A 23,871-nucleotide genomic window follows, 5' to 3' on the forward strand; every position below is an offset into this window, starting at 1 on the left:
GAAACCGATTCAAATTCAAAAATAAAAATATGATTAAATCCATGACGGGCTATGGTGTAGCCAATCTTGAAAATGATGACTACATTATCAATGTTGAGGTCAAAACATTAAATTCCAAGTTTTTGGATTTGTCCTTGAGAAGCCCGCGCCAGTTTAGCGATAAAGAACTAGAGATAAGGAATGTCGTGAATGGCATTTTGGAAAGAGGAAAGGTAAACCTGTCTGTTGAATTTACCGCCAAAAAGAGCAACGAGTTGCCTGTCGCCATTAATGAGGAGCTTTTTGAAGCTTATTATGAGAAATTTTCAGCGATGGCTGGAAATGTTGGGGTAGACAGTCCTGATATATTTAAGCTGGCCTTACAATCTCCAAATGTCACTACCGTATTGTCAGATTCGGCAAGTGGAGCAGAGGATTGGGAAGAAGTGAAAAAGGTCATGATCGCTGCATTAGAGCATTGTGATGAATATAGGTTGGATGAGGGGGCTGTGTTGGCCAGAAAGATGCAGGAAAACATCACTATCATTCGTGATGGATTGGGCAAAGTAGAAGTTGAGGATCCTATTAGGAAACAAAGAGTAAAAGAGCGAATAAAAAATAATTTTAAAGATTGGCTGGACGAAAATTCCTTTGATGAAAATAGGTTTGAGCAGGAGTTGATTTACTATTTTGAGAAAATCGACATCACCGAAGAGATTGTTAGACTGGGAACACACTTGGATTACTTTGACAAAATACTTTCCAGTGATAAGAGTCAGGGCAAAAAGCTAGGATTTATCAGTCAGGAGATTGGAAGGGAAATCAATACGATAGGTTCAAAGGCTAATGACGCGTCCATCCAGCGGCATGTGATCATTATGAAGGATGAATTGGAGAAGATCAAGGAGCAGGCGCTGAATATCCTTTAAAAAAGTTTAATAGTTTAAAAGGTTTAAAAGTTTAAGATTGGGGAAAATAAAAAAGGGACTTTGAAAGTCCCTTTTTTTATTTGGTTTGATTAGCTCAATTTGAATCGGATTGGCAGTCTCATTTTTACCCTTACTGGTCTACCTCTCTGCTTACCAGGAGTCCATTTAGGGGCATTTCTTACTACACGAATAGCTTCCTCATCACAACCCCCGCCAATGCCTCTAAGTACGTCAACGTCTTGGATAGATCCATCTGTGTTCACTACGAACACAACGTAAACTGTACCTTCGATACCCATTCTTCTTGCTTGGGTTGGGTATTTAAGATTGCTGGAAAGATACTTGTTCCAACCTTCCATACCGCCCTGTGGCTGTGGTGGGTTCTCTACTACGTCAAAGATTTCGTCTGCTTTCTCTTCAACTGGTGCGTCAGAGATTTCAACTTCCTTAATTACGGTTTCCTCTTTAACATCCACATCGAAGTTTACTTCGATCTTTTCCTCAATCTCCACCTCATCAGGAATCTCCTCAATGATAGGCTGCTCTACCGGTGGTGGCGGTGGCGGTGGTTGTTCCGTAATCGGAATATCTAGTAACTCCTCAAAATCGTCGTCAATCGTGCCCAGATCCTTCAATGCTAGATCGTCATAAGACTTCCACTCAAAGGCTAACAGGACAAGACCAACACTGATCATCAGACCCAGATTCAGGAACATTCCTGTTTTTCTGGTAAGATCAGCTTTTTCTGTCTTTTTAGCTTCCATGTTAATTTCCTTATAAAGGTTTAAATAAGTTTACTTTATGTTAAAGAGATAACAATTGTAACTATTTTATTCCATTTATACAAGCTTACTTTTATGCTTGTGCAAATAATAGAATAGAACGGCGCCAATGGTCACTCCGAGTATATTGAACAGGATATCCCAGTAATCAAATGATCGGCCCGGTACCAACCGTTGAATATACTCCACTAATATAGCAAAAACAACAATAACAACTAAGAAGTTCGGAATGTATTTGCTTTTTTTTATTTTTTTATCTGTCCGGTCATTGAAAACCCTCGACCAGAGAAAGGCCAAGACCATGAATAACCCAAGATGGACAAGTTTATCAATACCGGGTGGCTTGGGTACATCAGGGATAGATGAGCCGGGTGTTAGTAATCCAATCAGTAAGAGGATTGTCCAGGCCAGTGCCAGTATGAGTCTATTATTCACTTATTGTCCCAATAGTTCTCCGTATTCTTCAGAAGTGAGTAAGTCTGATGGTAATTCGCCATCCACTTTTACCTTGATCATCCAACCTTCTCCATAAGGGTCTTCATTGACCAATTCAGGGCTGTTTTCAAGTTCTTCGTTAAATTCTAGGATTTCACCAGAAAGGGGCATAAATAAATCGGAAACAGTCTTTACTGCTTCTACAGTACCAAACACCTCACCGTGCTCAATAGTTTCACCGACAGTTTCAACTTCTACATATACGATGTCGCCCAGTTCTCTTTGTGCAAATTCGGTGATACCGATAGTAACTGTGCCACCATCAATTTTTACCCACTCGTGATCTTTTGTGTACTTTAGTTCTTTTGGGAAGTTCATAAAATTTTGTTTATACCTGTCCAAAAATACAAGCTTTCATTTAATGAAAAAACCTATTGGGATAAATTAAATCGTAATTGTCCACCAAAGGCGGTCGAACTTCGACGAAATGCAGTGGAAACCTTTGGATCATTGATAGTTTTGTCGAAATATAGGGTCACTCGCAAATTCTGATTAATTAAATAACCCACCGTCGGCCGTATTTGAAAATTGAGGTTTCCATTGGTCAAAGTGCTTGCTTCTTCGATTTTTCGCTGTATGGTTTGAGTATCCACGATTCGAGTAGAAAGACGGATTTCCAAATCATTGTCCAATACCTCTTGTTGCCCGCGGATCTTAAACGGAATGCGGACCCCAGCCTTGGTATATCCTAAATCAAACCTGAAATCCTTGCTGCTTTGCTCGGTTACCTGTGCATTTGAAAAGTTCAATCCTATATTTCTTTCCGTGTTGTATTCAAAACCAATGTTCATCCTGTCTTTAGTCAAAAGATTGACCCCAATTAAAGGGGCAAACCTTTCGGATACCACAATTTGATTCATGATAAATACAGGAATGAACTCACCAAACTCATTAGTCAAGGAAGCAGCTGGGAATTGGTGGACCGTATTGTAAAGTTCCAGACCGTTTTGGTAAAGCAGACTGTTTGAGAAATTACTTACATCATAGCTCGAGGTGTAATTATGTGTCAAGTTGATGCTGGAAAAATACTCCTGCAATGCCGGGATCCTTCCTAGCCCCCGATATTCAACTCGCCAGTTTGGAATTGGGATTTTCGGGAAAGGGGAGAGGCTGATATCATTGACATCCTGACCTGAATATGCCGCCAAGAATGATGGAATTAAAACGTCTTGACCGTTAAGCTGATATTCCCCGGTTGGATTGCCGGAAAATAACCTTTCCTGTATCACCGTGCGGTACTCTTCAAATCTGCGGAATAGTGGGCTATTATTTTGCCTATCATCACTGGCAAATGCTGTTCTAATCAAGCTATAACTTATACTATAGGCGCCTATCCGGTTGGGATTAATGGAAAGATATTCATTGTCGAAAAACTCATCCCTCCGGAAGATCTCGTTGTATTCACCCATTTCCCGTTTTCTCGCATCCAAGTTGATTCGGAAGTCCCGGATGGGTTCTACTAGGGCATTTATCTGTAAGTTTATGGTTTGGCTTTGCCTGAATGTCTGGGTAAGTTCGGTGCTCGGCGCTAGGAGCCCTTGGTTGGCCAAGTCATACCTGACCATTGGGTTTTGGGAGCCCATTACAAAGCCTAGGCCTGGGTTAAGAAAACTTCTATCCATACCAAAAAGCCCGGTGTTCTCCATGTATCCAGGCAAGAATGTTCCTTCGACAATACCGTATCGGAAATTGACTTCTTTTATCATCATGGCAAACTTTAAAAGGCTGTTTACCGGAGAGTCTTGTGACGATGCCTCTTCCTCCTGTCTTTGCCTGCCGGGTATGGTAGGCCGCCTTGGTGCGGTAACTTCCCTGAGTCGCTTGTTTTTGCTATATAGCTTCGCAAAATCCAATTTACCATTGACGCTTCGGTCTCGGGTGTTTTGGATCACATTTCCCAATGTATCTCTTTGTCCAATGGCACCAGTAAACCAAGCATAAGTGGCATCATATCGAAGGTCAGCTTTGATCCAGTCAGTTGCCGGTAATTTGTCCAAGGGAACAGCATAATTCAGCGTTGCCTGGTGGTGATAGTTGGTAGTTCTTCCAAGACGGAAAGCATTCATGCGTACAGAATCCATTTTCGCTTCGGTGTTGAGGTCACCTTCAGGTTCATCCACTACAGCGTTGATTCTACTGTTGAAATCAAAGCGAAGGTTGTTCGTCAGGTCCCAATTGAGTCCATAGAAGCGGTTGATGAAAAAGCTTTTTTGGAATAGGGGATCCACACCCTCTGTAGATAAGCGGTCATTTCGATATTGTGTCCTCATGAAGCTCCGGTCTACGTCCAGCCTTGCGGTCAACATGGAAGGTGTGAGGTTAAGGTTGAAATCCCGGATGAGCTGTAGATACTTGCTGCTCAGGAACCCCATGTTTTTAAATGGCTCAATCACCATTGGGGTTGGCTGGAAGTTATATAAAATGTTGCCTCGATAGGTTTCCCAATCGTAACTTTCCGTCCGAATGTTAGTCTGCCTTACAGTACCAATTGAATAGGAAAAAGCCAGGTTTTCCAAATCGTAAAAACGACTTTTGGAATCCTCGTTCCGTTTAAGTTTACGCACATTGTTGAAGGAGATATTTCTTCGTTTGACTTGATCCAGCACCAATTGTCGATAAGCCTCCCTTTCTTCTTCCGTTTGGAATTTGGATAAAGCAAGCTCAAAGGGAACATCTGCATTTAGCGGGTCAAATTCCGGGGTAGTGGTGGTATTTTCCATACTCACATACATAGGTACGCTTATGCCGAGACCTTCGGGGAGGATTTTGTCCACATTTATATTTGCAGATATGTCATATTGGGTGGTAGATTCCCTTGCCCTTTGGGAAAGCCTGGTTTCCAATCCTCCAAAGCCGAAAGTGTTGTGACGTATGGAAGAACTGATAACGGCCACGTCGGCTAGTTGAGCGTTCATCCGGGCATTTGCCGCCCAGCCTGAACTTCTATTAAAGTCCGTCACCCTTAATTCATTTGCCCAAATACAAATGGATCGACTGGCCCCACCTGTCGAGCCGGGGTTTTTGATACCTATCATCATACCTTGGACAAAACTCAGTTCAGGTCGGCCAATTACGGTAACTTTGTATTGACGTACCTGTGAGGTATAGGGTAGGTTTTGGGGTATACGTTGTTGATCACGTTCGGCTTTTACTCCTACAATTTCATTAATAGCAATGTCAATCTCATTTTCCAATGGCCAAATTTGTCTAGGGTCTCTGGTACCTCTTGGCGTAAGCATCAAGGGAACTTCAATTTCGTAATAGTTGTCTGTATAATCGGTACCCAACCTTAAGAATGCAGTGATTTCACCATTCTCAGCATCATCACTATCCGCATGCAGAAACATTTTCAACCTACCATACTGAACCAAATCTTCATTCACGTTTTTGAAAACAGCTCTGGCATCCCTAGCAGCAAGGTTGTCTACGCAAAGCTGTAGGGACTGCTCGTTCAGTTGTCTCTCCACTGTGGAGGTGTTGTCTCTGTCACGGGTAAAACCTGGAGGGAGCACATAAGGGCTCATGTTTTCGCTTCCCTGTCCGTTTTCCTCAATATTGACCACCCCAACTCTGAAATTGGACAAGTCTGGCTCAGGGATTTCGGCAAAGCCCCGTTGGAAAAGGGATTCCTCAAAGGTTCTCCACTGGCTACCCACCAGCTGGAATTTGGTCATTCTCAATACCACAGGTTGCTCAAAATCTGTCAAGTAGGTTCTCATGAACCTTATGGATTTAAAACCTGAAATATCACCTTGGGTACGGTGGGGCTGACGAACTGGAATACGGAATAGGTACCAGTTGACAGATTCTCCATTTTCGATATGGGTAACTTCATCCACTATGTAATTCCGGCCTGGGCGCATCTCGGAGGGACGTAAGTCTAAACTATATTCATAATAGCTTTCCACCTCATTAATAGTATTATCATTGTTTAGATCCTCATTGTCCGGTACGTTGCTACCAGAAGGAGTGTAGGGTAGATTCACATTAGAAGTGATCGGTGTGTTTCCCTCCATCCCGTTGAATTTCTTGTAACGTTCAAGAATCTTGACATTATTTTGGTCAAAATTCTCACTTAAATAATATTGAAAATCATCTGCAGAAGGGTCTTCAATGATCTGTTGAAGAGCTTCACCTGCTACATTGATCCGGTTGATAAAGCGATCTGCAAAAAAAGCAGCCTCTTCCTCACTGCTAAGCCCGTCCAATCCTACATCTTGATTTTCTCTTGCTTCCGGTGAATTGTCGAAAGCAGGTGTGAGGAATTGCTGCCTGGTAATGCGGCCCCATTCGTTGACAACAGTCTGAGACTGATCACCATCTTCTGGAAGACCGTTTTCAAAGGCATGGCGACCATCCCTAATAATATCCTCAGAGACTTCACCAAGGTTGAAAACTAGCCGACCACCCGTGGTGTTGTTATCATTGAAAATTCCATCCAGTACACGACCGTTTTCTCCACCTATGAAAGGATCCATTAGCCAGAATTCAATGTATTCAATATTAGTACGGTCAAAATCTACCTCAGAAGTGATAGCCCGGGTGATACCGCCATAGTTTTGACGGGGATTAGGCAAAAGGCCATCAGGTGTCAGGCTGGTGTTGTAGTTATACATCCCACGCTCGTGAGGAAAGTAAGCCATTTCAAATAATGGTTCTGGAGTGATAATAACATCCCTAAACCTTTCCCGGAATATTTCCTGAGGAATAACCCTTCGTACGTAATGGTTTTGTCTGTCTTGCCTACTGATATTGGAAGGGACGCCTGGACCCGATTCCCTATAAAAGACATTGTCAATTGAATACCAAGCTAATCTAGCTCTTCTATAGGCATTCCCCAGCCTGTCTTCAGTTTGGAAACTTAGGTCAAATCGGTTATCGTCTGTCGCTGGGGTAGCTGCCAAATTCCAGCTCTGAGGATTGGCGCCCAAGCTAAAAGGAGTAACTGCATTTTCAAAATCATCGATATAGGAGGTGCCTTCCCCATTTACTTGATTGGAGGTGCCGGGTAATAACTGCGCAAATTCACCGCTAAACTGGAACAGAGATTTTTCCTTGGTATTGGTAAATGGCAATGCATCTGTCAATTTAGTGAGGAACCTTGATTCATCGCTATAATTTAAGTCCAGCCCCCACATACTATTACGGATTGTCTCATTACCAGTGGCAATTCTGGTGATGTTAGGACGTTCATTGAGGTATAAAAAAGTACCCCCCAAAGTAAGGTTATCGTTGAAAATATAATCAAATCGGGTTCCTAGCAAGCTACGAGTCTGGAAACTCACTAAATCGGCTTTTTCAAAACTGATGGTTATCCTTTTTCCAGAGGCCAAAATGCCCTCGTTGATTATCATTACTCGACCAATGTTGTAATCGACCGTATAATCCACCCCTTCAGTAAGGGGGATATTGCCCGCTTGGACTAAAACCGATCCTTCAGAAATATTCAATCCGGGCAGCATGATCTCAGAAGCTGACCCGGCATTTAAGCTACCGACGATGAAGTATTTATTCAAGCGCGTTACAAGTTCTGCGTCTGCCTGAGTGGTACGGTAAAGGGTGTCAAAAACAAATTTATCTACTAAATTCGCCTCACCTGGTTCAAAAAAGTTTGCTAACGTTTGGCCAAAGGGCTCCAACACAGGGAAAGCCATAAGTCCTCGCTCGGGCATTATGGTCAGTCCAGGAACAAAATCAAAATTGCCATCCGGTTGAGGGTCATTTTGAGGGTTGAGGTTATCCAGCCCTGTCAGTCGTATTAGAGGTCTGTCCCGTACATTTTGCCCTTCCAATAAACTGGGGTTGTCCAAGCCTGTTCGGTCATCTCGGTAAATAACTTGGAGCTGAAAACCTTCTCTTTGAATTTGGTTAGCGTTCAGGTTATAGATGTTTTTCATCATCAGATCCCACGTCGGCAATCGGGTGTTGATGCTTGCAGGACGAAGCATTTTGAGGAAAAGTACTTCGCTTTCCGGTCTGTTTTGGTAGTCCTCACTTAATTCCCCCACTTTATAGGAGCGTCCATTGTAGGTGTATTCGTATGAAACGGCTACTACTTCATCGTTTTGAAGTTTTCTGAAAAGGGAAAGGTAACCAAGTTCTCTATGGAATGTAAATTCAGTTTCTGCAAGTTTTCTGGCTCCATTGATTTGGACAAAGTCGGTGCCTCTTGATAATCCTAACCCGCTTTCAATAGCCTGGCCAGCGTTGTCAAATGACCGGTAGGCACCATTCCGGGTAAGGTTACTGAATAGACTGTTAGCGTCATTGGAGTTAGGGGACGAGCTGTCACCAGCACCGATATTAGGATTTTCTGGTCGATGTATGCGCTGACCTTCGCCAAGATCGGTAAAGGCTATAAAGTTTCGAAGGGTTTCTGTATTATTTGCCCTGTTCATAATATATACTTCTACCCGGGTTATATTTACCCCTGAAAGTACTTGAGGTAGACCTCTCAACCATCTTTCATAATTGTTCCTAAAGAAGTGGCCAAGGAAAAAATGTCTGTTTTCATCGTAATCAGAGGCTCTCAGTTCAAATGGACGGCCTTGATTTCCGCCTTCAAGAACAATTTCGTCCCTTCGTCCTCTTTGTGTAGAGGCAACGGTAGTCATGAAAAGCTTACCAAACTGCAATTGGGATTTTACCCCAAAAAGGTTTTGAGCGCCTTGTATTAAACTGTTTTGAACAGGCATGCTGACATTCCCTATTTCGATGGACTTGACAATATCCTCCTCAAAGCCGGTGTACTCGACCTTGAGTTGGTTTTGAAAATCAAAGGAGTTGTTGGAGTCAAAATTGGCCCCGATTCTCATTTTCTGCCCCAGGGTTCCGTTGACCGCCATTTGTATTTGTTGGTCAAAGTTGAATCCTCCGTTTCGCTGCTGGCGAATAGGAATTGCAGGGTTGTCAATTCTTCTATATATGCCTCCGAAATCGAGGTTCACATTACCGTTGGGGACAATGTTGATTTCATTGCCACCAAATAACCTGTCAAATGTAGGGCTGACCGTCATGGGCGGGATTAGCCCTCTTCCACTGACGGCACTTTCCCCATCTTGCCCTCTGGAGCGGTTTCGCCAGTATTCTTGTCTGATTCTGAGCTCCTGCATTTTAGAGTACTCGTCAAAATCATACGTGTACCCTGGGTCAACCATTGCTGAGTCCAGTTGGTCCGAAACTCTATATCGCATGGTGGTGTCCATTTCCACCTGAACCTGCCTCTGTGTGGGTGGAGCCAGGAGGAAAGGAGATTGGCGGCGCATCAATGGGTTTTGAGGTGGAAAAAGCGGATTGGTATTAAAATTGTTCCAAAGAAGAAACGAAGGTTGTTGTTGTCGTTGGATAAGGCTATCCAACCTTGAAGGTAAGGTATCCGTAGGTATAGTATCTTTTGGTATTACGACTGTGTCCTGAATGCCGTATCCGGAATGTATGGGTAAAATAAATACGAGCAACAACAAGAGGTACCCTGTTGTTGAAAAATAGATTCGGGCTAAACTCGAAAAATAATATGAGTTTTTAAAAATCAAACGTACTCTCCAAGATTAAGTGGACTTTAAAGATGCCTTAATTAATTCTTCCAAAGAAATATCTGGACCGGTTTTTTTTAAGATCTTATCAATATTTTTTTCTGCGGTAGCCTTAGGAAAACCTAAGGTTATCAATGCTTGCAACGCTTCTTTTTTGATTTTATTGCCACTATTTAGGAATCCAGTACCAGTAACAGGCGTATCCCCAAAGGAGTCTTTTTTGATTTTATCTTTTAGTTCTAATACAATTCTTTGAGCTGTTTTGGCACCCACTCCCTTTACTCGCTGTATGGTTTGGTGATCATCATGAGCGATGGCATATTCGAGTTCATCGGAATGAAGTGAGGAAAGAATCATGAGCCCAGTATTAGGCCCCACGCCACTAATAGATATTAATAACAAAAAAAGTTTCTTTTCAGACTCTTCCTTAAATCCATATAGGACTTGAGCGTCCTCTTTGACATGCAAATAAGTGAGGAGCAAAATTTGCTCCTCATCTTTTATTTTCGAATAGGTATTCAAGCTGATCTTGACCTCGTAACCGACCCCATTGACATCTATGATGACAAATGTAGGATCTTTATATGCAAGCTTACCTTTCAGATATGCTATCATTATTGGTTTTGGGTTTGTGCATCCACTACAGCAATGGCTACCATATTTACAATATCACGGATTGAACTTCCTAACTGCAAGATGTGCACGGGCTTGTTCATACCCAAAAGGATAGGGCCAATAGCCTCAGAATTGCCAAGTTCTGAAAGCAGCTTATAGGCAATGTTACCCGAACTAAGGTCAGGGAATACCAACGTATTGGCTTTCTTCTGTACCATGGCGCTGAAAGGATAATTTTCCTGCTGGATTTCCTCATTAATGGCAACGTTGGCCTGCATTTCTCCTTCGATTATCAAATCAGGGAACTGCTCTTTGGCTAACTTTGTGGCCAAAGCAGTTTTGCTTGGTATGATCCCTTTAGCCGATCCGAAGTTGGAATATGAAAGCACAGCTACTCTTGGCTCAATGTCAAAGAATCGAACTGCATTAGCAGTAAGCCCGATGATTTCTACCAGTTCCTGAGCAGTAGGATTTACATTTACTGTGGTATCTGCAAAGAAGTAGGGCCCTTTGTTAGTATTCATGATATACATGCCGGCGACTCTGTCTACGCCTTCTTTCACGCCAATGACATGCAGTGCAGGTAAGATGGTTTTTGGGTAGTCTTTGGTAAGGCCGGAAATCAAGGCATCAGCCTCGCCTAATTCCACCATCATTGAACCAAAGTAATTCCTTTCCCTCATCATCTTTTTAGCCTCTTGAGGAGTGATACCTTTACGCTTACGTTTTTCGTAAAGTATCCTGCTATAATGCTCAATTTTAGCATCATCCGTAAATGGATCGATGATCAAAGCATCTTGCAGATCCAAAGAGTGCTCTTGAATCAGTTGCTTGATGACTTGACTGTTTCCGAGAAGTATCGGAATGGCAATGTTTTCATCCTTAATGATTTGTGCCGATTTAAGGATCTTAATATTATCTGCCTCCGCAAATACAATACGTTTTGGATTTTTACGTGCTCTGGAAATAACCCTAGACATCAATCGCTGATCAATACCGATTCTTTCCTGAAGCTCAAGCTCGTATGCGGTCCAATCGGTAATTGGGTTTTTGGCCACTCCCGAATCCATAGCTGCTTTTGCAACAGCAGGAGCGATGGTGGTGATCAACCTTGGATCAAGAGGCTTAGGGATAAGGTACATGGTACCAAAGCTGATTTTGCTATCTCCGTATGCCTTATTAACAATATCCGGAACAGGCTCTTTTGCCAATTTGGCGATAGCTTTTGCTGCAGCCAATTTCATTTCTTCATTGATGGCGGTAGCTCTCACATCCAAAGCTCCCCGGAAAATGTATGGGAAACCCAAAACATTGTTCACCTGGTTAGGATGGTCAGATCTTCCAGTGGCCATGATAATATCCTCACGCGCTTCAATGGCTAATTCATAAGGGATCTCAGGGTTTGGATTTGCCAATGCAAAAACTATCGGATTTGGACCCATCTGACGGATCTGATCTTGAGATACAATGTTCCCTGCAGAAAGCCCGAGGAATACATCTGCACCTGTTAAGGCATCAGTCAATGTACGGATATCTCTATCGGTACTGAATTCTTTTTTGATATCATCCAACTCTGGACGGTCGTTGCGGATAACTCCTTCTTTGTCGCACATTACTACATTTTCCCTTTTTACTCCAAGGGACATGTAAAAACGTGTACAGGATACGGCAGATGCTCCGGCACCGTTTACCACAAGTTTGATCTCTTCAATTTTTTTATCTACAATTTCGAGGGCATTTAAGAGTGCTGCACCTGAAATGATGGCCGTTCCATGCTGATCATCGTGCATTACAGGGATTTTCATTTGCTCTTTGAGTGTCTGCTCGATTACAAAACACTCCGGAGCTTTAATATCCTCTAGATTGACCCCGCCAAATGTCGGCTCAAGGGATTTGATAATTTGGATAAGCTTTTGCGGATCCTTTTCATCTATTTCAATATCGAACACGTCGATTCCTGCAAATTTCTTGAACAGTACGCCTTTACCTTCCATCACAGGCTTGGAGGCCTCGGGACCGATGTCTCCGAGCCCCAAAACTGCGGTACCGTTGGAAATTACAGCAACTAGATTGCCTTTGGCTGTATATTTATAGACATTTTCCTTGTCCTCAGCAATCTCGTTGCAAGGTTCAGCGACTCCGGGTGAATAAGCTAGGGCCAAGTCTAACTGGCTGGATAAGGGTTTGGTGGGGATTACTTCAATTTTGCCCGGTTTACCTTGGGTGTGGTAATTGAGGGCGTCTTCTTTTCTGATTTTAATAGCCATAAAAGGTTTGTTGGTTTTTGCTGCTTAATCGGCCTCTTCCCTGGGGAATTCTGTGGCCAACAATATGGTTTCAATCTCTCTCAATGCTTCCCTGTGGGCCTCATTAGGATAGTAGACAAAACCCTCCATATAATAGAGCTTTCCTTTTTCCTCGTCTACCACGATGTAGCTCAAAAATGAGCCACCCATGCTGTAGGTATTGGTTCTCCAGGAACCCCTCATTTCCACGGCATAATTACCCTGGATGTTGAAATTATTGAAAAGGGGTGGTTCCTCACGACGCTCGGTTACCAAATAGGATTCCCTATTATTTGGGTCCCCAAAGATATGGTTTCTAGTAATGCTATTCCTAAATTCTACCAGATTTTCTGGGAATAATTGGTCTTCTGACTTGTAGTCTGTCTCGTAGAAAAAGAGGCTGATATCCGGTCGGTCTGCCGTAGGGGTAGGCTGTCGGGCCCAGATAAAATTGTTTTCATCTTTGACCAGTTGATAGGAGGCCGGAATGTTGAGATCTATGGCAAATTTATCTTGACCCAATCTGCCGATTTCTCCGCTTTTCCTTTTTAGGATGGTTCTACCAAGGCGTTCCCTTTCTCTAACCTGAAAGAGGTTTTGCAACTTGGATTTGTTTTCCCGAAGGTTTCGGATCAAATCTGCTTCTGTGGTACCGAAAAGATAAAGAACCTCTTGGCCTACAGCAAACTCATCCTTGCTTCTCAGCATAAACATGCTAGGATCTTCAGCTACCTTTTGTCTGGACTCCTCATTGAATTGACTGTTGATTTTTTGGCTTCCTCCGCTTCTGTCGTCAAATGAGGTGACATATACGATATTATTGGCAAGCTTTAGCATCCTTGTGATGGAGCGGGGATCCACTCGTCGGACCGAAAACAGTCTCTCGGATCTCATGATGCCTTTTATGTCTTCTTGGAAAACTTCTCTCACTGCTTCACCGGCTGGGCCTTGCCACTTGGTGGAATCTATCACTACCAAAATTTCACCTATTGCCCCACGTGACTTGGGCTTATTGGATGAGCCATTGCCGGACCCATCGCCATCTCCCTCACATGAAAACACAAACAAGGCAGAAGCAATGAGCGAAAGGCTCAGGATTATTCTCTTAAATGTCATTATTTTAATTAATGGATGGTTAACCCTACAATTTAAGAAAATTTTAAATCAAGGGAAAATAAACAACTTAATAACTTAGTTAAATAATCTTAATTAACCGATGATTAGCTTTTGGCCCGGTTTGATAGAGTTATTGTTTAAGTTATTGAGCTTTTTGATTTGGTCAATGGTGACCCCGTCAAGTTTGCGGGAAATCAACCACAAGGAATCGCCTGGTTGCACGGTGTAGGTTTTTGAAGCGGCATCAAACGAATTGCTAGCCGAACTGCTTTTTGGGGATTCGCTGCTGGCAAGGTTACGGTTAAAAGAAGTATTTCCTTTTGGATATATGTATAGAACTTGGCCTATACGGATGGTATTGTTAGATAAGTTGTTCCAGTTTTTTAAGTTTGTTATGGTTACCCCATGGTTTTGGGCGATTTTTCCCAAGGCATCACCGGATTTTACCCTATAGGCAACCCTGTCATTAGTAAGAGAGGACTGAGGTGTGTAATCAGCTTCTTTGATAGCCACAAGTCGAGCAGTAGGAATGTTCAGACTATCGCTGATCCAATCTTGGTTTTGGGCGATGAATTGTGCTTTAGCTTTTGGGACTTTAAGCGCGAAATGTTTGTGGCTTTCTGGGATTCTTCGGTCTAGAATTGAAGGATTAAGGTGGTCTAAATCTTCTATACAGATGCCAGTTATGTCAGCAAACTGCTCCAAGTCCATAGATTTCTCGAATTTGATTCTTTCAAAAGCAATGGGGAAGGCGGCATCTTCCAAAATCAAATTATGATCATCTGCATGACGTAAAACATACATCATGGCTTGAAATTGTGGCACATAGCTACGAGTCTCTTTGGGAAGGAAGTCATATACGCCCCAGAAAGTAGTTTTTCCACCGGATTTCCGGATAGCTTTTCTAACATTTCCTGGACCACAGTTATATGCGGCAAGGGCTAGCTCCCAATTGCCAAACATTTTGTGAAGAGATTTTAAGTATTTGGCTGCAGCTTCGGTGGAAAGCTCAGGATCCATACGCTCGTCAATATCTTGCGTAGCGTGCATGTGGAACATACGGCCAGTTGCAGGCATAAATTGCCAAAGGCCCATTGCGCCTACCCGTGAGCGAGCTTTTGGATTTAATCCAGACTCGATGATAGCCAAAAACTTGATGTCATCGGGCATGTTGTGACGGGCAAGTGCTTCTTCGAAAAGTGGAAAGTAAGTGTCTTTTCTTTCCAATACCATTTTGGTATAGGTCCGGTTTCTTACTGTAAAATAATCGATGAAGCTGAAAATCCTTTCGTTTAACTCGAAAGGCATGTCCGTATCCATTTGACGGACTTTCTTCTTTACCTGATCATAGGTGAAATCCGGTATATGCTCATAGTCATATACCGGATATATCATTTCTTCTTCTTCCTCAGGGTCTGTTTGGTTAAGTATTTCCAGTAATTCCTGACTATGCGCCTTAGAAAAATAAATGGCGTTTAAGAATAAGCCTAAAACGAAGATTTTAAACAAATTTTTCATAATCAGTATTGTGTTAAATTAATTGGAAGCTGACAAATACTCTGCAAATGCATACAAATCCGCTTCTTTGAAGGAGTTGGCCATGATCTGAAGTCCAATTGGCAGGCCTTTTTCATCCTTGCCATTTGGAATGGATATGGCTGGCACTCCTGAAACAGATGCCTGTACGGTAAACAAATCCTCCAAATACATGGCTACAGGGTCATTGCTATGCTCGCCAAACTTAAACGCAGTTGTAGGCGTAGTTGGCATAATGATGTAGTCATATTTGTTTAAAAGGTCTTCCGTAAAATCCTTTATCAATCGCCTAACTTTCTGCGCCTTGGTAAAATATGCGTCATAGTAGCTAGCGCTCAATACAAATGTCCCCAACATGATCCGTCTCTTGACTTCTTCTCCAAACCCTTCCGATCTGGTTAACTTATACATACTCTCCAAGTTATGGGCATTTGGTGTTCTATAACCAAATTTCACGCCATCAAATCTTGAAAGGTTTGAACTTGCTTCTGCAGTAGTCAAAATATAGTAAGTTGGAAGCACATAATCAAGCAATGGGAAGTTAACCTCATCGACTTGGTGGCCTTCATTTTTCAACCTATTAAGCACCGCCAGGGTGTTTTCCTTGATTTCCGGCTGAAGAGCAGGGGAGTCAATAGTTTCTTTAAGGTATGCGATTTTTACGGGCTTACCGAAATGAAGCAATTCGCTGTAATTTGGAACAGGTTTTCTCGATGCAGTGCTGTCAAAATCATCCGGTCCTGCCATGGTTTCCATAACACGAGCGTTATCTTTCACATTCCGGCTAAAAACGCCAATGGTATCAAAAGAGGATGCATATGCAATAAGGCCATGTCGGGAAACACGGCTATAAGTTGGCTTGGTGCCTACAAGGCCAGTGAAGGCTGCAGGCTGTCTTACCGATCCTCCGGTATCTGTTCCAAGGGAAACTGTGCATAGATTTGCCTGAACAGCCACAGCAGAGCCACCTGAAGAACCGCCTGGTACTCTAGAGTTGTCCAGGTCATTTAGAACTTTTCCGTGAACACTGTTTTCATTTGAGGAGCCCATTCCAAACTCATCGCAATTGAGGCGGCCGATGATGATGGCATCCTCATTAATGAGACGTTGGACTGCAGTGGAGGTAAATTGGGATTCAAAGCCCTCAAGGATTTTGCTGGAGGCATTTACGGTGTGGCTGGTCAGGCAAAGCACATCCTTGATACCCAAAACCATTCCCGCCAGTTTTCCGGCTTTTCCCATAGCAAGCTTTTGGTCAATCTCCTCTGCTTGTTGCAGAGCGGATTGCTCATAAACTTCGACGAAGGCGTTGAGATGCGCCTTCGTCTTGATGTTGTTGAGGTAATGATTGACAATCGTTTTGCAATCAGTTTCCCGATTTTCCAACGATTTCTTTATTTCGTCAAATGAAAGAAATTTTTCCAATGTATGCTGCTTTTGCTTTTAGTCTTTTCTTTTGTCCTTGAGACCGTCTTCTAAATCATCCTGAATTTCCTTGGTCGCATCCTTAAACTCTCTAATACCTCTACCCAAGCCGCGCGCCAATTCAGGGATTCTTTTTGCTCCGAACAGAAGCACAATCACTAAGAAAATCAAGATTAGTGAACCGCCTCCGATATTTGGTAAGAAACCCAATGTCATCATCATGATAAGTAAATTTATGGTTTATAATTGATTGCAAAGATATCACTGTGGTATTTCAACACAAAGGAAATGTTTACAGTTCTCTATCTTTTTTTTAAATATACGAAATTCTGAGCATTATTTTTTAGAAAGCCAAATAGTGGGGTCCATTACCTGAAGGCCTTTCCACGTTTGGAAATGGACTTCCGAGACACCATTGGAAGAATTGGTATGCACGGTTCCTATAGGGGAGCGGGCTTTGATGGTTTCGCCAGACTTTACACTAATGGTCTTTAAGCGGCTATACATGGTATAGTACTCCCCGTGTTTGATGATTACGGTGCCACCCATTCCTGGCACGGTGGTGATTTTGGTGACCACCCCGTCAAATACAGCTCTTACGGGTTCGTCATTGTTGGTCTGTATATCAACCCCATCATTGGTCTCCATGATTCCCTTGAGGGTGGGATGGGGGAAAGTACCGTATTTTTTGGAAATGAAACCTTTTTCAACAGGCCAAGGGATGTTGCCTTTGTTGCCGGCAAAGTTGCTGGACAAAGCTGCCGCCTCTGGAGTCATGGGTAGACTCGAACCGGTTGATTTGCTAGCTTTGCTGTCTTTTTTCTTGGCTTCGGCTTCAGCAAGGCGGATTTCCTCTTCAATTACACGGGTGATTAGACGATTGAGTTCTTCCTGCTGCTTTTTGTGAGCTGCAATGTCCTTTTTAATTTGCTCCTCTTTCTGAGCAAGGGAGTTGACAATAGATTGTTGCTCTTTTTTAAGCAGGTCAAGGGCTCGTTTCTGCTCCTGTTCTTTCCGCAGCACGGCTTGCTTTTCGTCTTTCTTGCTTTCAAGCTGATCTTGCTGTGCAAGAAGCTGTTGGTTTACCTTTTCAATTTGGGCAACCTGTTTTTTTCTTGCATCGCTATACTGCTTGAGATATCGCAAGCGCATGTAGAATTGCTTAAACGTCGAAGAACTGAAAACAAATGTCAACACAGTTACGCCACTATTTAACTTTGAGGAAGTGTAAACCATAGAGGCATATTCCTCCTTCAGATTTTTGAGGTCATTGTGAAGAGACTTGATTTTTTGTTCAGTTTCGCGAATTTCCCTATTAAGAAGGTTCACCTCCCTATTGATAGTAGAAATATAAGCCGTTTGTGTTTCAAGTTTCTTGTTTACAGCATTTAGCTCGCCCATGCTGGCTTGCCGGCGGGTGGAAGTTTGCTTGAGTATGCGGTCAAATTCCTGAAGACGCTTCTGCACCTCGATCTTTTCCTTTTCGAGCTGTGCTCTTGATTTTTTGGTGGTTTGGGCCTCCGATACGGTATAATTTCCTAAAACAATTAACCCGATAATTATAATTAACTTAAAAAAACTTCTTAGCGGCATTCTATTAATAATTATAAGGGAAATTTAACGGTTCATCCAGCAATTCTACTCGATTGACTTCTAAGTTAACGGTTGTTTCCTGTATTCCATTGCCATCAGGGTGTTCCAGAGCCATAATTAACAATAGCCTATGAGCAAAAGGTTGATTTTCCAGGTCTTTAAATTCAGGATAAAAGGCAGAGATCTTTCCAGGGTGAGAACGGGAAGTCGTTTCCATGGAAGTTACCTTCCCATGACTGACATCCACTTTTGAGTGGTATTGAATGTAATCTCTCATCTGGTCCAATTCAAAACTATGACCGATGCGTAGCAAGCGGTCACGATAGCTAAACTCATGGGGAATGTTTGCAAAAAGTATGTTTTGGAAAAGCTCAAGGGATAGTTTCACGCCATATTTTTCCTCAAACTCATCATAGGTCATATCAACGGACTGCCCATTTATTCTGTCTTTAAATCGAATTTCCTCGCGGGTAATCAACCCTCTTGCCGCCTCTATGCCAAGCCCGGGTGTAATGCTGAACCATAAGGCGCTGTCTTTCTTGGCGCGCAAGTTCATCGTGCCTCTGGTGGTTTTGCCGTTTGGCTCTTCCAAGACTACCCGAGCACGTGCACTGAGGTATTCGTATTCTAAGTATTCGGGGTTAAATTCCTCCATGATTTCATCGGAGGAGTACAATACCGGTCTTTTGGCACAACCCAAGGTCAGCAAAATCCCGGCTATCAAGACAAATCCTGAAAGCTTACTCATAATATTGCTTGTTCTTGATTTTTTGGGCCAATAGTTCTGTTACCTCTTCTTTGCCTTCAGCTTTTTTCCAGTATTTCAGGGCTTCAGCTTTTTCCCCTAATTGATAAAGAATATCACCATAATGCTCGTACATGATACCGCTTGGGGCCTCATCTGCTTCTAAAGCTTTTTCCATGTAGTTTTTGGCCTGATCAAATTCTTCGAGTTGGAATAGTACCCAGGCGTGTGTATCCAAATAGGTGGAATTGGTCGGGTATTTTTTAACTAGCCTTTCGGACATTTGCTTAGCCTTATCCAGCTTTGTTTTGGAAAGGGAAAGGAAATAGGCATAATTATTCAGGATATGCTCATCATTAGGGTTGATCTCAAGTCCTTTTTCATAGTTTTCATAAGCCTTCTCTTCATCCCCTAAGCTATGATAAGTGTCACCCAGTTGTCCGTAGATGAGCTGTGATAATTGTTTGTTTCTACCACGGTTGGTTTTGTATGCCTGCTCAAGGCTTTCTTTGGCTTCTGTATGTTTTTTCTGAGCAGCTTTGGCTGTTCCGTCGAAGAACCAAAATTCAGCTCTGTCAGAGAATTCATCTACACCTATTTCGGTGTATTTTTCTATGGCTTCAAAATCTTGGTCCATTTCAAATTTCAAAGTAATAACACTTTGTAATGCATGGGCATTGTCTTGCTTGATAGCAATGGATCGCTGATAATATTGAAGAGACTTTTCCTTATTGTCTGAGAAAAGCTCCCGGTCTCCTAGTACAGCTAGCACATCAGCATCATTAGGGTGCAAGGTGATCATTTGCTCCTCCAAGTCTGCCAAAAGCTTTTCTGTGTCATCGGTTTTGAACTCTTGCATTAGATCTGCAAAAGCCTTAGCCTTCACTTCACCTTCTAATTCTGGGTTTTCGAAAGCAAGCCTTAGGTATTCATTGGCTGTGTCCCTTTCACCCCTTTCCTTGTGCAGGGTATAGGCAGCCATATGCAACTCGGGTTGCTGAGGGTAAGTGTCTAAAGATTCCTTCACCAAATCCAAAGCTTCATTGCCTTTGCCATTATTAAATAATATTTCAACCAAAGCCAGTACATAACTGCTGTTGCCAGGGTTGGCATCTATTAGCTTTTGACCTTCCTCAATGGCTTTGTCCAGTTTGTTTTTTCTTAGGTAAATCCGTTGCTTCTGAACGGTCAGTTGCTCCACTACCCCGTAGTATTCCTCAGCCTGATCCAAAGCGGACAAGGCATTGTCGAAATCCTGGGCGGTAAGATAAAGAGATGCCAACTCCAAAATATAATGCTGGTTGTCATCAGAACTGTCCATCAAACCCTGCAAAACTTCAGCAGCTTTAGCAGGTTTATTTTTCTTTTTGTAGACCTCGGCAATTAGCAAGTTATAATACTTGTTGCTTGGGTCCAGCTCAATCGCTTCCATGCCCAGCTCTAGCGCCTTGTCGTTTTCGTTGGCGCGGGCTAGGATTTCAGCCATTTTGAACTTAATGGCAGGTTCGTGAGGCTTGAGGTCTTGAGCTTTTCCGAAGTAAAAATAGGCTTTATCATATTCCTCCAGCATCATGTAGCGCTGTCCTTCGACAAAGAGCCGGTCACCCTTAACACTCTTGTCTAACTCTTTTCGCTCTTTGCGACTCAGTTTATCTTGGGAAAAAGTCTCACCCATCCCTAAAAAACAAGCTATGCTTAGGGTCAAAACCGTTTTTGAAATTGTAGTCTGGAATATGTTCATATGCAATTTTTGGCAGGGACTTAATGCTGGAATGCCTACTGTCCTTTTCGGTTACAAATTTAGTACCTTTTTGGTTCAGTTTTCAGTAGGAGGCTATTTGTTAAAGTTTTATAACAGATTAGCCTTTGCCAGTGCTGCCATAGCCTCCAGCGCCGCGGACAGTATCGGAAAGGGCTTCCGTAGATTCCCAATTGATCTGCTCGTGTTTCGCTACCACCATCTGGGCAATTCGCTCTCCATTTTGCACGGTGAAATCCTCATTAGACAAGTTTACGAGCAAAACCTTTAATTCCCCTCTGTAGTCCGCATCGATTGTTCCCGGTGTGTTGAGAACAGTAAGCCCGTGCTTATAGGCCAGACCGCTTCTCGGTCTGATTTGAGCCTCGTATCCGGCAGGGAGTTCGATGAAAAGTCCAGTTCCTATAAGTTGTCTTTCCAATGGTTTGATGGTGACCGGGGTTTCCAAGTGCGCCCGTAAGTCCAATCCGGCAGAAAGTTCTGTTTGATATTGAGGTAAGTCGTGCCCGGAGTTGTTGATTACTTTTATGTTCATCGGTTTATTTCTTTATGTTTTTAACGATTAAATATAATTCCTTTTTTTCCAAAAGGGCAATCATACCCAAAAAGAGAAGTATAAATGAATTTTGAGCCAAGAAGGTCAAAATGAAACTGTCGAAGTTTAGGTAAAAACCAGCATAACTTAAAATTATAGCTACTATGACATAAGTTAAATCTCTACCAGTCTGATAGGGGATAGGAAAGTACTTTTGCCCAAAATAATAACATACTATTGTCATGGATAAGTAACATGCTAAGGTACTCAGCGCGCCACCCATAAATCCAACCACCGGAACGACCAACACGATTATTATTATGGTAATTACAGCTCCTAATAGGGTAATGTAAAAGCTGTATTTGGTTTGGTCCGTAAGTTTGAACCAGATACTAAGATTGTAATATATACCCAAGAACAGATAACCTACTAGTAGTACTGGGACAATATCCAAGGCAATCATATAACCTTCACCCCGCAAAATCATCGGGCCAATCCAGTTGAGGTTGACAGCCACAGCGATCATTAGAGTGGTGCAAAAGATTACAAACCAGTGCATGACTTTCGCAAATAGGGCTGGGCTGTTTTTATCCTGCGACTGGTTGAAGAAAAACGGTTCCGCTGCAAATTTGAAAGCTTGGATTATCAAATTCATAAAAATGGCCAATTTGAAAGTAGCACCAAAAATTCCACCAGCCTCTCTAGCCGTTAGGTGGGGGTAAAGGTCTTCAGGAAGTACATATTCAAATAGCAATCTGGAAAATACCTCATTAGTCACTCCAGCAAGTCCCATGAAAAGAAGGGGCACAGCATAATGCCACATGGGCTGGAGGATCTCTTTTTCAAAACGGAGTCGGAATTTACCTATAATGAATATCATCAATGGCACCAGGAGTGCATTTGCCAACAGATTGGCTAAGAGAATATATTCAATGCCCTTGCTAGGGTCATAATATTGAGCCACCAAAGGTTGGAGTGCAGGTAAAATATCCCCTTGGAAAACGTGATAGGAAAAGGCTATAAGCAATAGGTTGAAGCCTACATTCAACCCAATGTTGAAAAGCTTGACCAATGCAAAAGTAAGCGCGCGGTTTTCGGCTCTAAGTTTGGCAAAAGGAATAGCCAACACAGCATCTATTGTTAGTATTAATGCCACCCATTGGAAGAGGTAGCCCTGTCCGGGGTATTCCATCAAGTTGGCTAGGTAGTCAGCTGATAGGAAAAGGATGGCGCCCATCGATAGGGCCGTGGTCAGGATAAGGGATTGTACGTTGGAAAAAACCCTTTGTGGGTCAAGTCCTTTTCCAGTTGAAAACCTGAAATAGGCGGTTTCCATTCCATAAGTGAATATGATGTTGAGGAAAGCGATGGCAGCATAAATGTTTGTAAAAGCTCCTACATCCTCCTTGGGAAGGTATGCGGTGTACATCGGGATAAGGAAAAAGTTGATAACCTTGCCCAGGATGCTGCTGATCCCGTACACGGCCGTCTGACCTGCTAGCTTTTTAAGTTGACTCATGGGCCAAAAATAAAAAAAGGGGACTTACTCCCCTTTGAAATCTGGTTTTCTTTTTTCTAAAAAGGCGGAAGTGCCTTCTGCAAAGTCATCTGATTTGACACATCTGGCAAAACTGTTGGCCTCAATTAAGTAGCCGTTTTCATCGTTGGTGTATACAGAGTTGACGCAATCCACTATCATCCCGATAGCAAGAGGCGCTTTGTCCATGATTTTACCTAAGATGTCTTCAGCTTTTTGAAGTGCATCTTCTTTATTTGAAGCCACATGGTTGACTAGGCCGAGAGTTTTAGCCTCTTCGGCACTGATCATATCACCAGTCATCATCAATTCGTTGGCTTTGCCTCGGCCGATGAGTATGGTGAGTCGTTGAGTGCCACCATAGCCTGGGATGATTCCGAGGTTTACTTCCGGCTGGCCAAATTTGGCATTGGCCGTAGCTATTCTCATATGACAAGCCATAGCAAGTTCGCAACCTCCGCCAAGGGCAAAACCGTTGACCACAGCGATAACCGGCTTGTGACATGATTCAATCATTTGGAAGATTTCCTGGCCGTTTTCGGCAAACTTGCGGGCGTTGACCTCGCTGAGTTCGGCGATTTCGCTGATGTCTGCTCCAGCCACAAAAGCTTTCTCCCCGGCACCGGTGATGATTACGCCTTTGATTTCACGGTTGTCGTTGACTTCGTCAAAAATGGTTTTAATTTCGTCAAGGGTAGCAAAATTCAAAGCATTAAGCTTGGATTCCCTTTGTATGGTTATAAAAAGTATCCCTCCTTTATTTTCGGAATGGACATTGGTAGATTCAGCCATTAGTCAGTTTTAATGTTGAAGTCCAAATATACAAGGACGTAAGGCAATCACAAAGCAATCAAACCAAAAATGATTTTTAAAACCATTATTGTCTTGATTTTTATTGCCTTATGAAAAAGACCCAATTATGTCGTTAGTCTTGCTAATTTATGATAGTTGGCACCCTTAGTCCGCCATTTTTTTCTATTTTTGTGTAACTCAAATTAAATCGATAAC

At 42.6% G+C, this 23,871-nt stretch carries 17 protein-coding genes; 1 reads left to right on the forward strand and 16 read right to left on the reverse strand.

The genetic code is table 11. The features are described 5' to 3' along the window. The first annotated feature begins 29 nt into the window (after positions 1-29). Positions 30-908: a YicC/YloC family endoribonuclease gene (locus FPL27_RS07325; protein ID WP_143960472.1), complete on the forward strand. Its 879-nt coding sequence runs from the start codon at positions 30-32 to the stop codon at positions 906-908. A gap of 89 nt (positions 909-997) precedes the next feature. Here the strand turns inward: FPL27_RS07325 and FPL27_RS07330 are convergent, their stop codons facing one another. The 16 genes from FPL27_RS07330 to FPL27_RS07405 all read right to left on the reverse strand — a co-directional run bounded on the left by FPL27_RS07330 (position 998) and on the right by FPL27_RS07405 (position 23,655). Further along, positions 998-1,672, reverse strand: a complete 675-nt coding sequence (locus FPL27_RS07330; RefSeq protein WP_143960473.1) for an energy transducer TonB — start codon at positions 1,670-1,672, stop codon at positions 998-1,000. A gap of 75 nt (positions 1,673-1,747) precedes the next feature. Beyond that, positions 1,748-2,125 (reverse strand): VanZ family protein, encoded by a 378-nt coding sequence (locus FPL27_RS07335; protein WP_262712078.1) that lies wholly within the window; start codon positions 2,123-2,125, stop codon positions 1,748-1,750. Then, entirely contained in the window at positions 2,126-2,503 is a 378-nt protein-coding gene (gcvH, locus tag FPL27_RS07340) for a glycine cleavage system protein GcvH (protein WP_143960474.1), read from the reverse strand. A 53-nt stretch (positions 2,504-2,556) separates the two neighbouring features. Further along, the gene (sov, locus tag FPL27_RS07345; RefSeq protein ID WP_235893386.1) at positions 2,557-9,450 is read right to left on the reverse strand and encodes a T9SS outer membrane translocon Sov/SprA; all 6,894 of its coding nucleotides are present in this window, start codon (positions 9,448-9,450) and stop codon (positions 2,557-2,559) included. 282 nt (positions 9,451-9,732) lie between these two features. Beyond that, on the reverse strand, positions 9,733-10,332 hold the full coding sequence (gene ruvA / locus FPL27_RS07350) for a Holliday junction branch migration protein RuvA (protein ID WP_143960475.1): 600 nt from the start codon (positions 10,330-10,332) through the stop codon (positions 9,733-9,735). After that, positions 10,332-12,599 (reverse strand): NADP-dependent malic enzyme, encoded by a 2,268-nt coding sequence (locus FPL27_RS07355; RefSeq protein WP_143960476.1) that lies wholly within the window; start codon positions 12,597-12,599, stop codon positions 10,332-10,334. The genes ruvA and FPL27_RS07355 overlap by 1 nt, the downstream gene beginning before the upstream one ends. 24 nt (positions 12,600-12,623) lie before the next feature. Beyond that, positions 12,624-13,733, reverse strand: a complete 1,110-nt coding sequence (locus FPL27_RS07360) for a DUF4837 family protein (protein WP_143960477.1) — start codon at positions 13,731-13,733, stop codon at positions 12,624-12,626. Positions 13,734-13,826: 93 nt separating this feature from the next. Further along, entirely contained in the window at positions 13,827-15,251 is a 1,425-nt protein-coding gene (locus tag FPL27_RS07365) for a lytic transglycosylase domain-containing protein (RefSeq protein WP_143960478.1), read from the reverse strand. A gap of 18 nt (positions 15,252-15,269) precedes the next feature. Then, the gene (gene gatA, locus FPL27_RS07370) at positions 15,270-16,694 is read right to left on the reverse strand and encodes an Asp-tRNA(Asn)/Glu-tRNA(Gln) amidotransferase subunit GatA (protein WP_143960479.1); all 1,425 of its coding nucleotides are present in this window, start codon (positions 16,692-16,694) and stop codon (positions 15,270-15,272) included. Positions 16,695-16,712: 18 nt separating this feature from the next. Next, a complete protein-coding gene (locus FPL27_RS07375; RefSeq protein WP_143962106.1) occupies positions 16,713-16,913 on the reverse strand; it encodes a twin-arginine translocase TatA/TatE family subunit in 201 nt (66 codons plus the stop codon). A gap of 117 nt (positions 16,914-17,030) precedes the next feature. After that, entirely contained in the window at positions 17,031-18,287 is a 1,257-nt protein-coding gene (locus FPL27_RS07380) for a murein hydrolase activator EnvC family protein (protein ID WP_143960480.1), read from the reverse strand. A 4-nt stretch (positions 18,288-18,291) separates the two neighbouring features. Further along, on the reverse strand, positions 18,292-19,035 hold the full coding sequence (locus FPL27_RS07385; protein ID WP_143960481.1) for a DUF4292 domain-containing protein: 744 nt from the start codon (positions 19,033-19,035) through the stop codon (positions 18,292-18,294). Continuing rightward, a complete protein-coding gene (locus FPL27_RS07390) occupies positions 19,028-20,773 on the reverse strand; it encodes a tetratricopeptide repeat protein (protein ID WP_143960482.1) in 1,746 nt (581 codons plus the stop codon). The genes FPL27_RS07385 and FPL27_RS07390 overlap by 8 nt, the downstream gene beginning before the upstream one ends. Positions 20,774-20,891: 118 nt before the next feature. Next, a complete protein-coding gene (gene dut, locus FPL27_RS07395; protein ID WP_143960483.1) occupies positions 20,892-21,326 on the reverse strand; it encodes a dUTP diphosphatase in 435 nt (144 codons plus the stop codon). A 4-nt stretch (positions 21,327-21,330) separates the two neighbouring features. Continuing rightward, positions 21,331-22,845, reverse strand: coding sequence for a lipopolysaccharide biosynthesis protein (locus FPL27_RS07400; RefSeq protein ID WP_143960484.1), 1,515 nt, complete (start codon positions 22,843-22,845; stop codon positions 21,331-21,333). A 24-nt stretch (positions 22,846-22,869) separates the two neighbouring features. Continuing rightward, positions 22,870-23,655, reverse strand: coding sequence for an enoyl-CoA hydratase/isomerase family protein (locus FPL27_RS07405; protein WP_143960485.1), 786 nt, complete (start codon positions 23,653-23,655; stop codon positions 22,870-22,872). Between the last annotated feature and the right edge of the window lie 216 nt (positions 23,656-23,871).

Origin of the sequence: Litoribacter populi, assembly GCF_007483685.1 — a bacterium.
GTDB classification, from domain to species: domain Bacteria; phylum Bacteroidota; class Bacteroidia; order Cytophagales; family Cyclobacteriaceae; genus Litoribacter; species Litoribacter populi.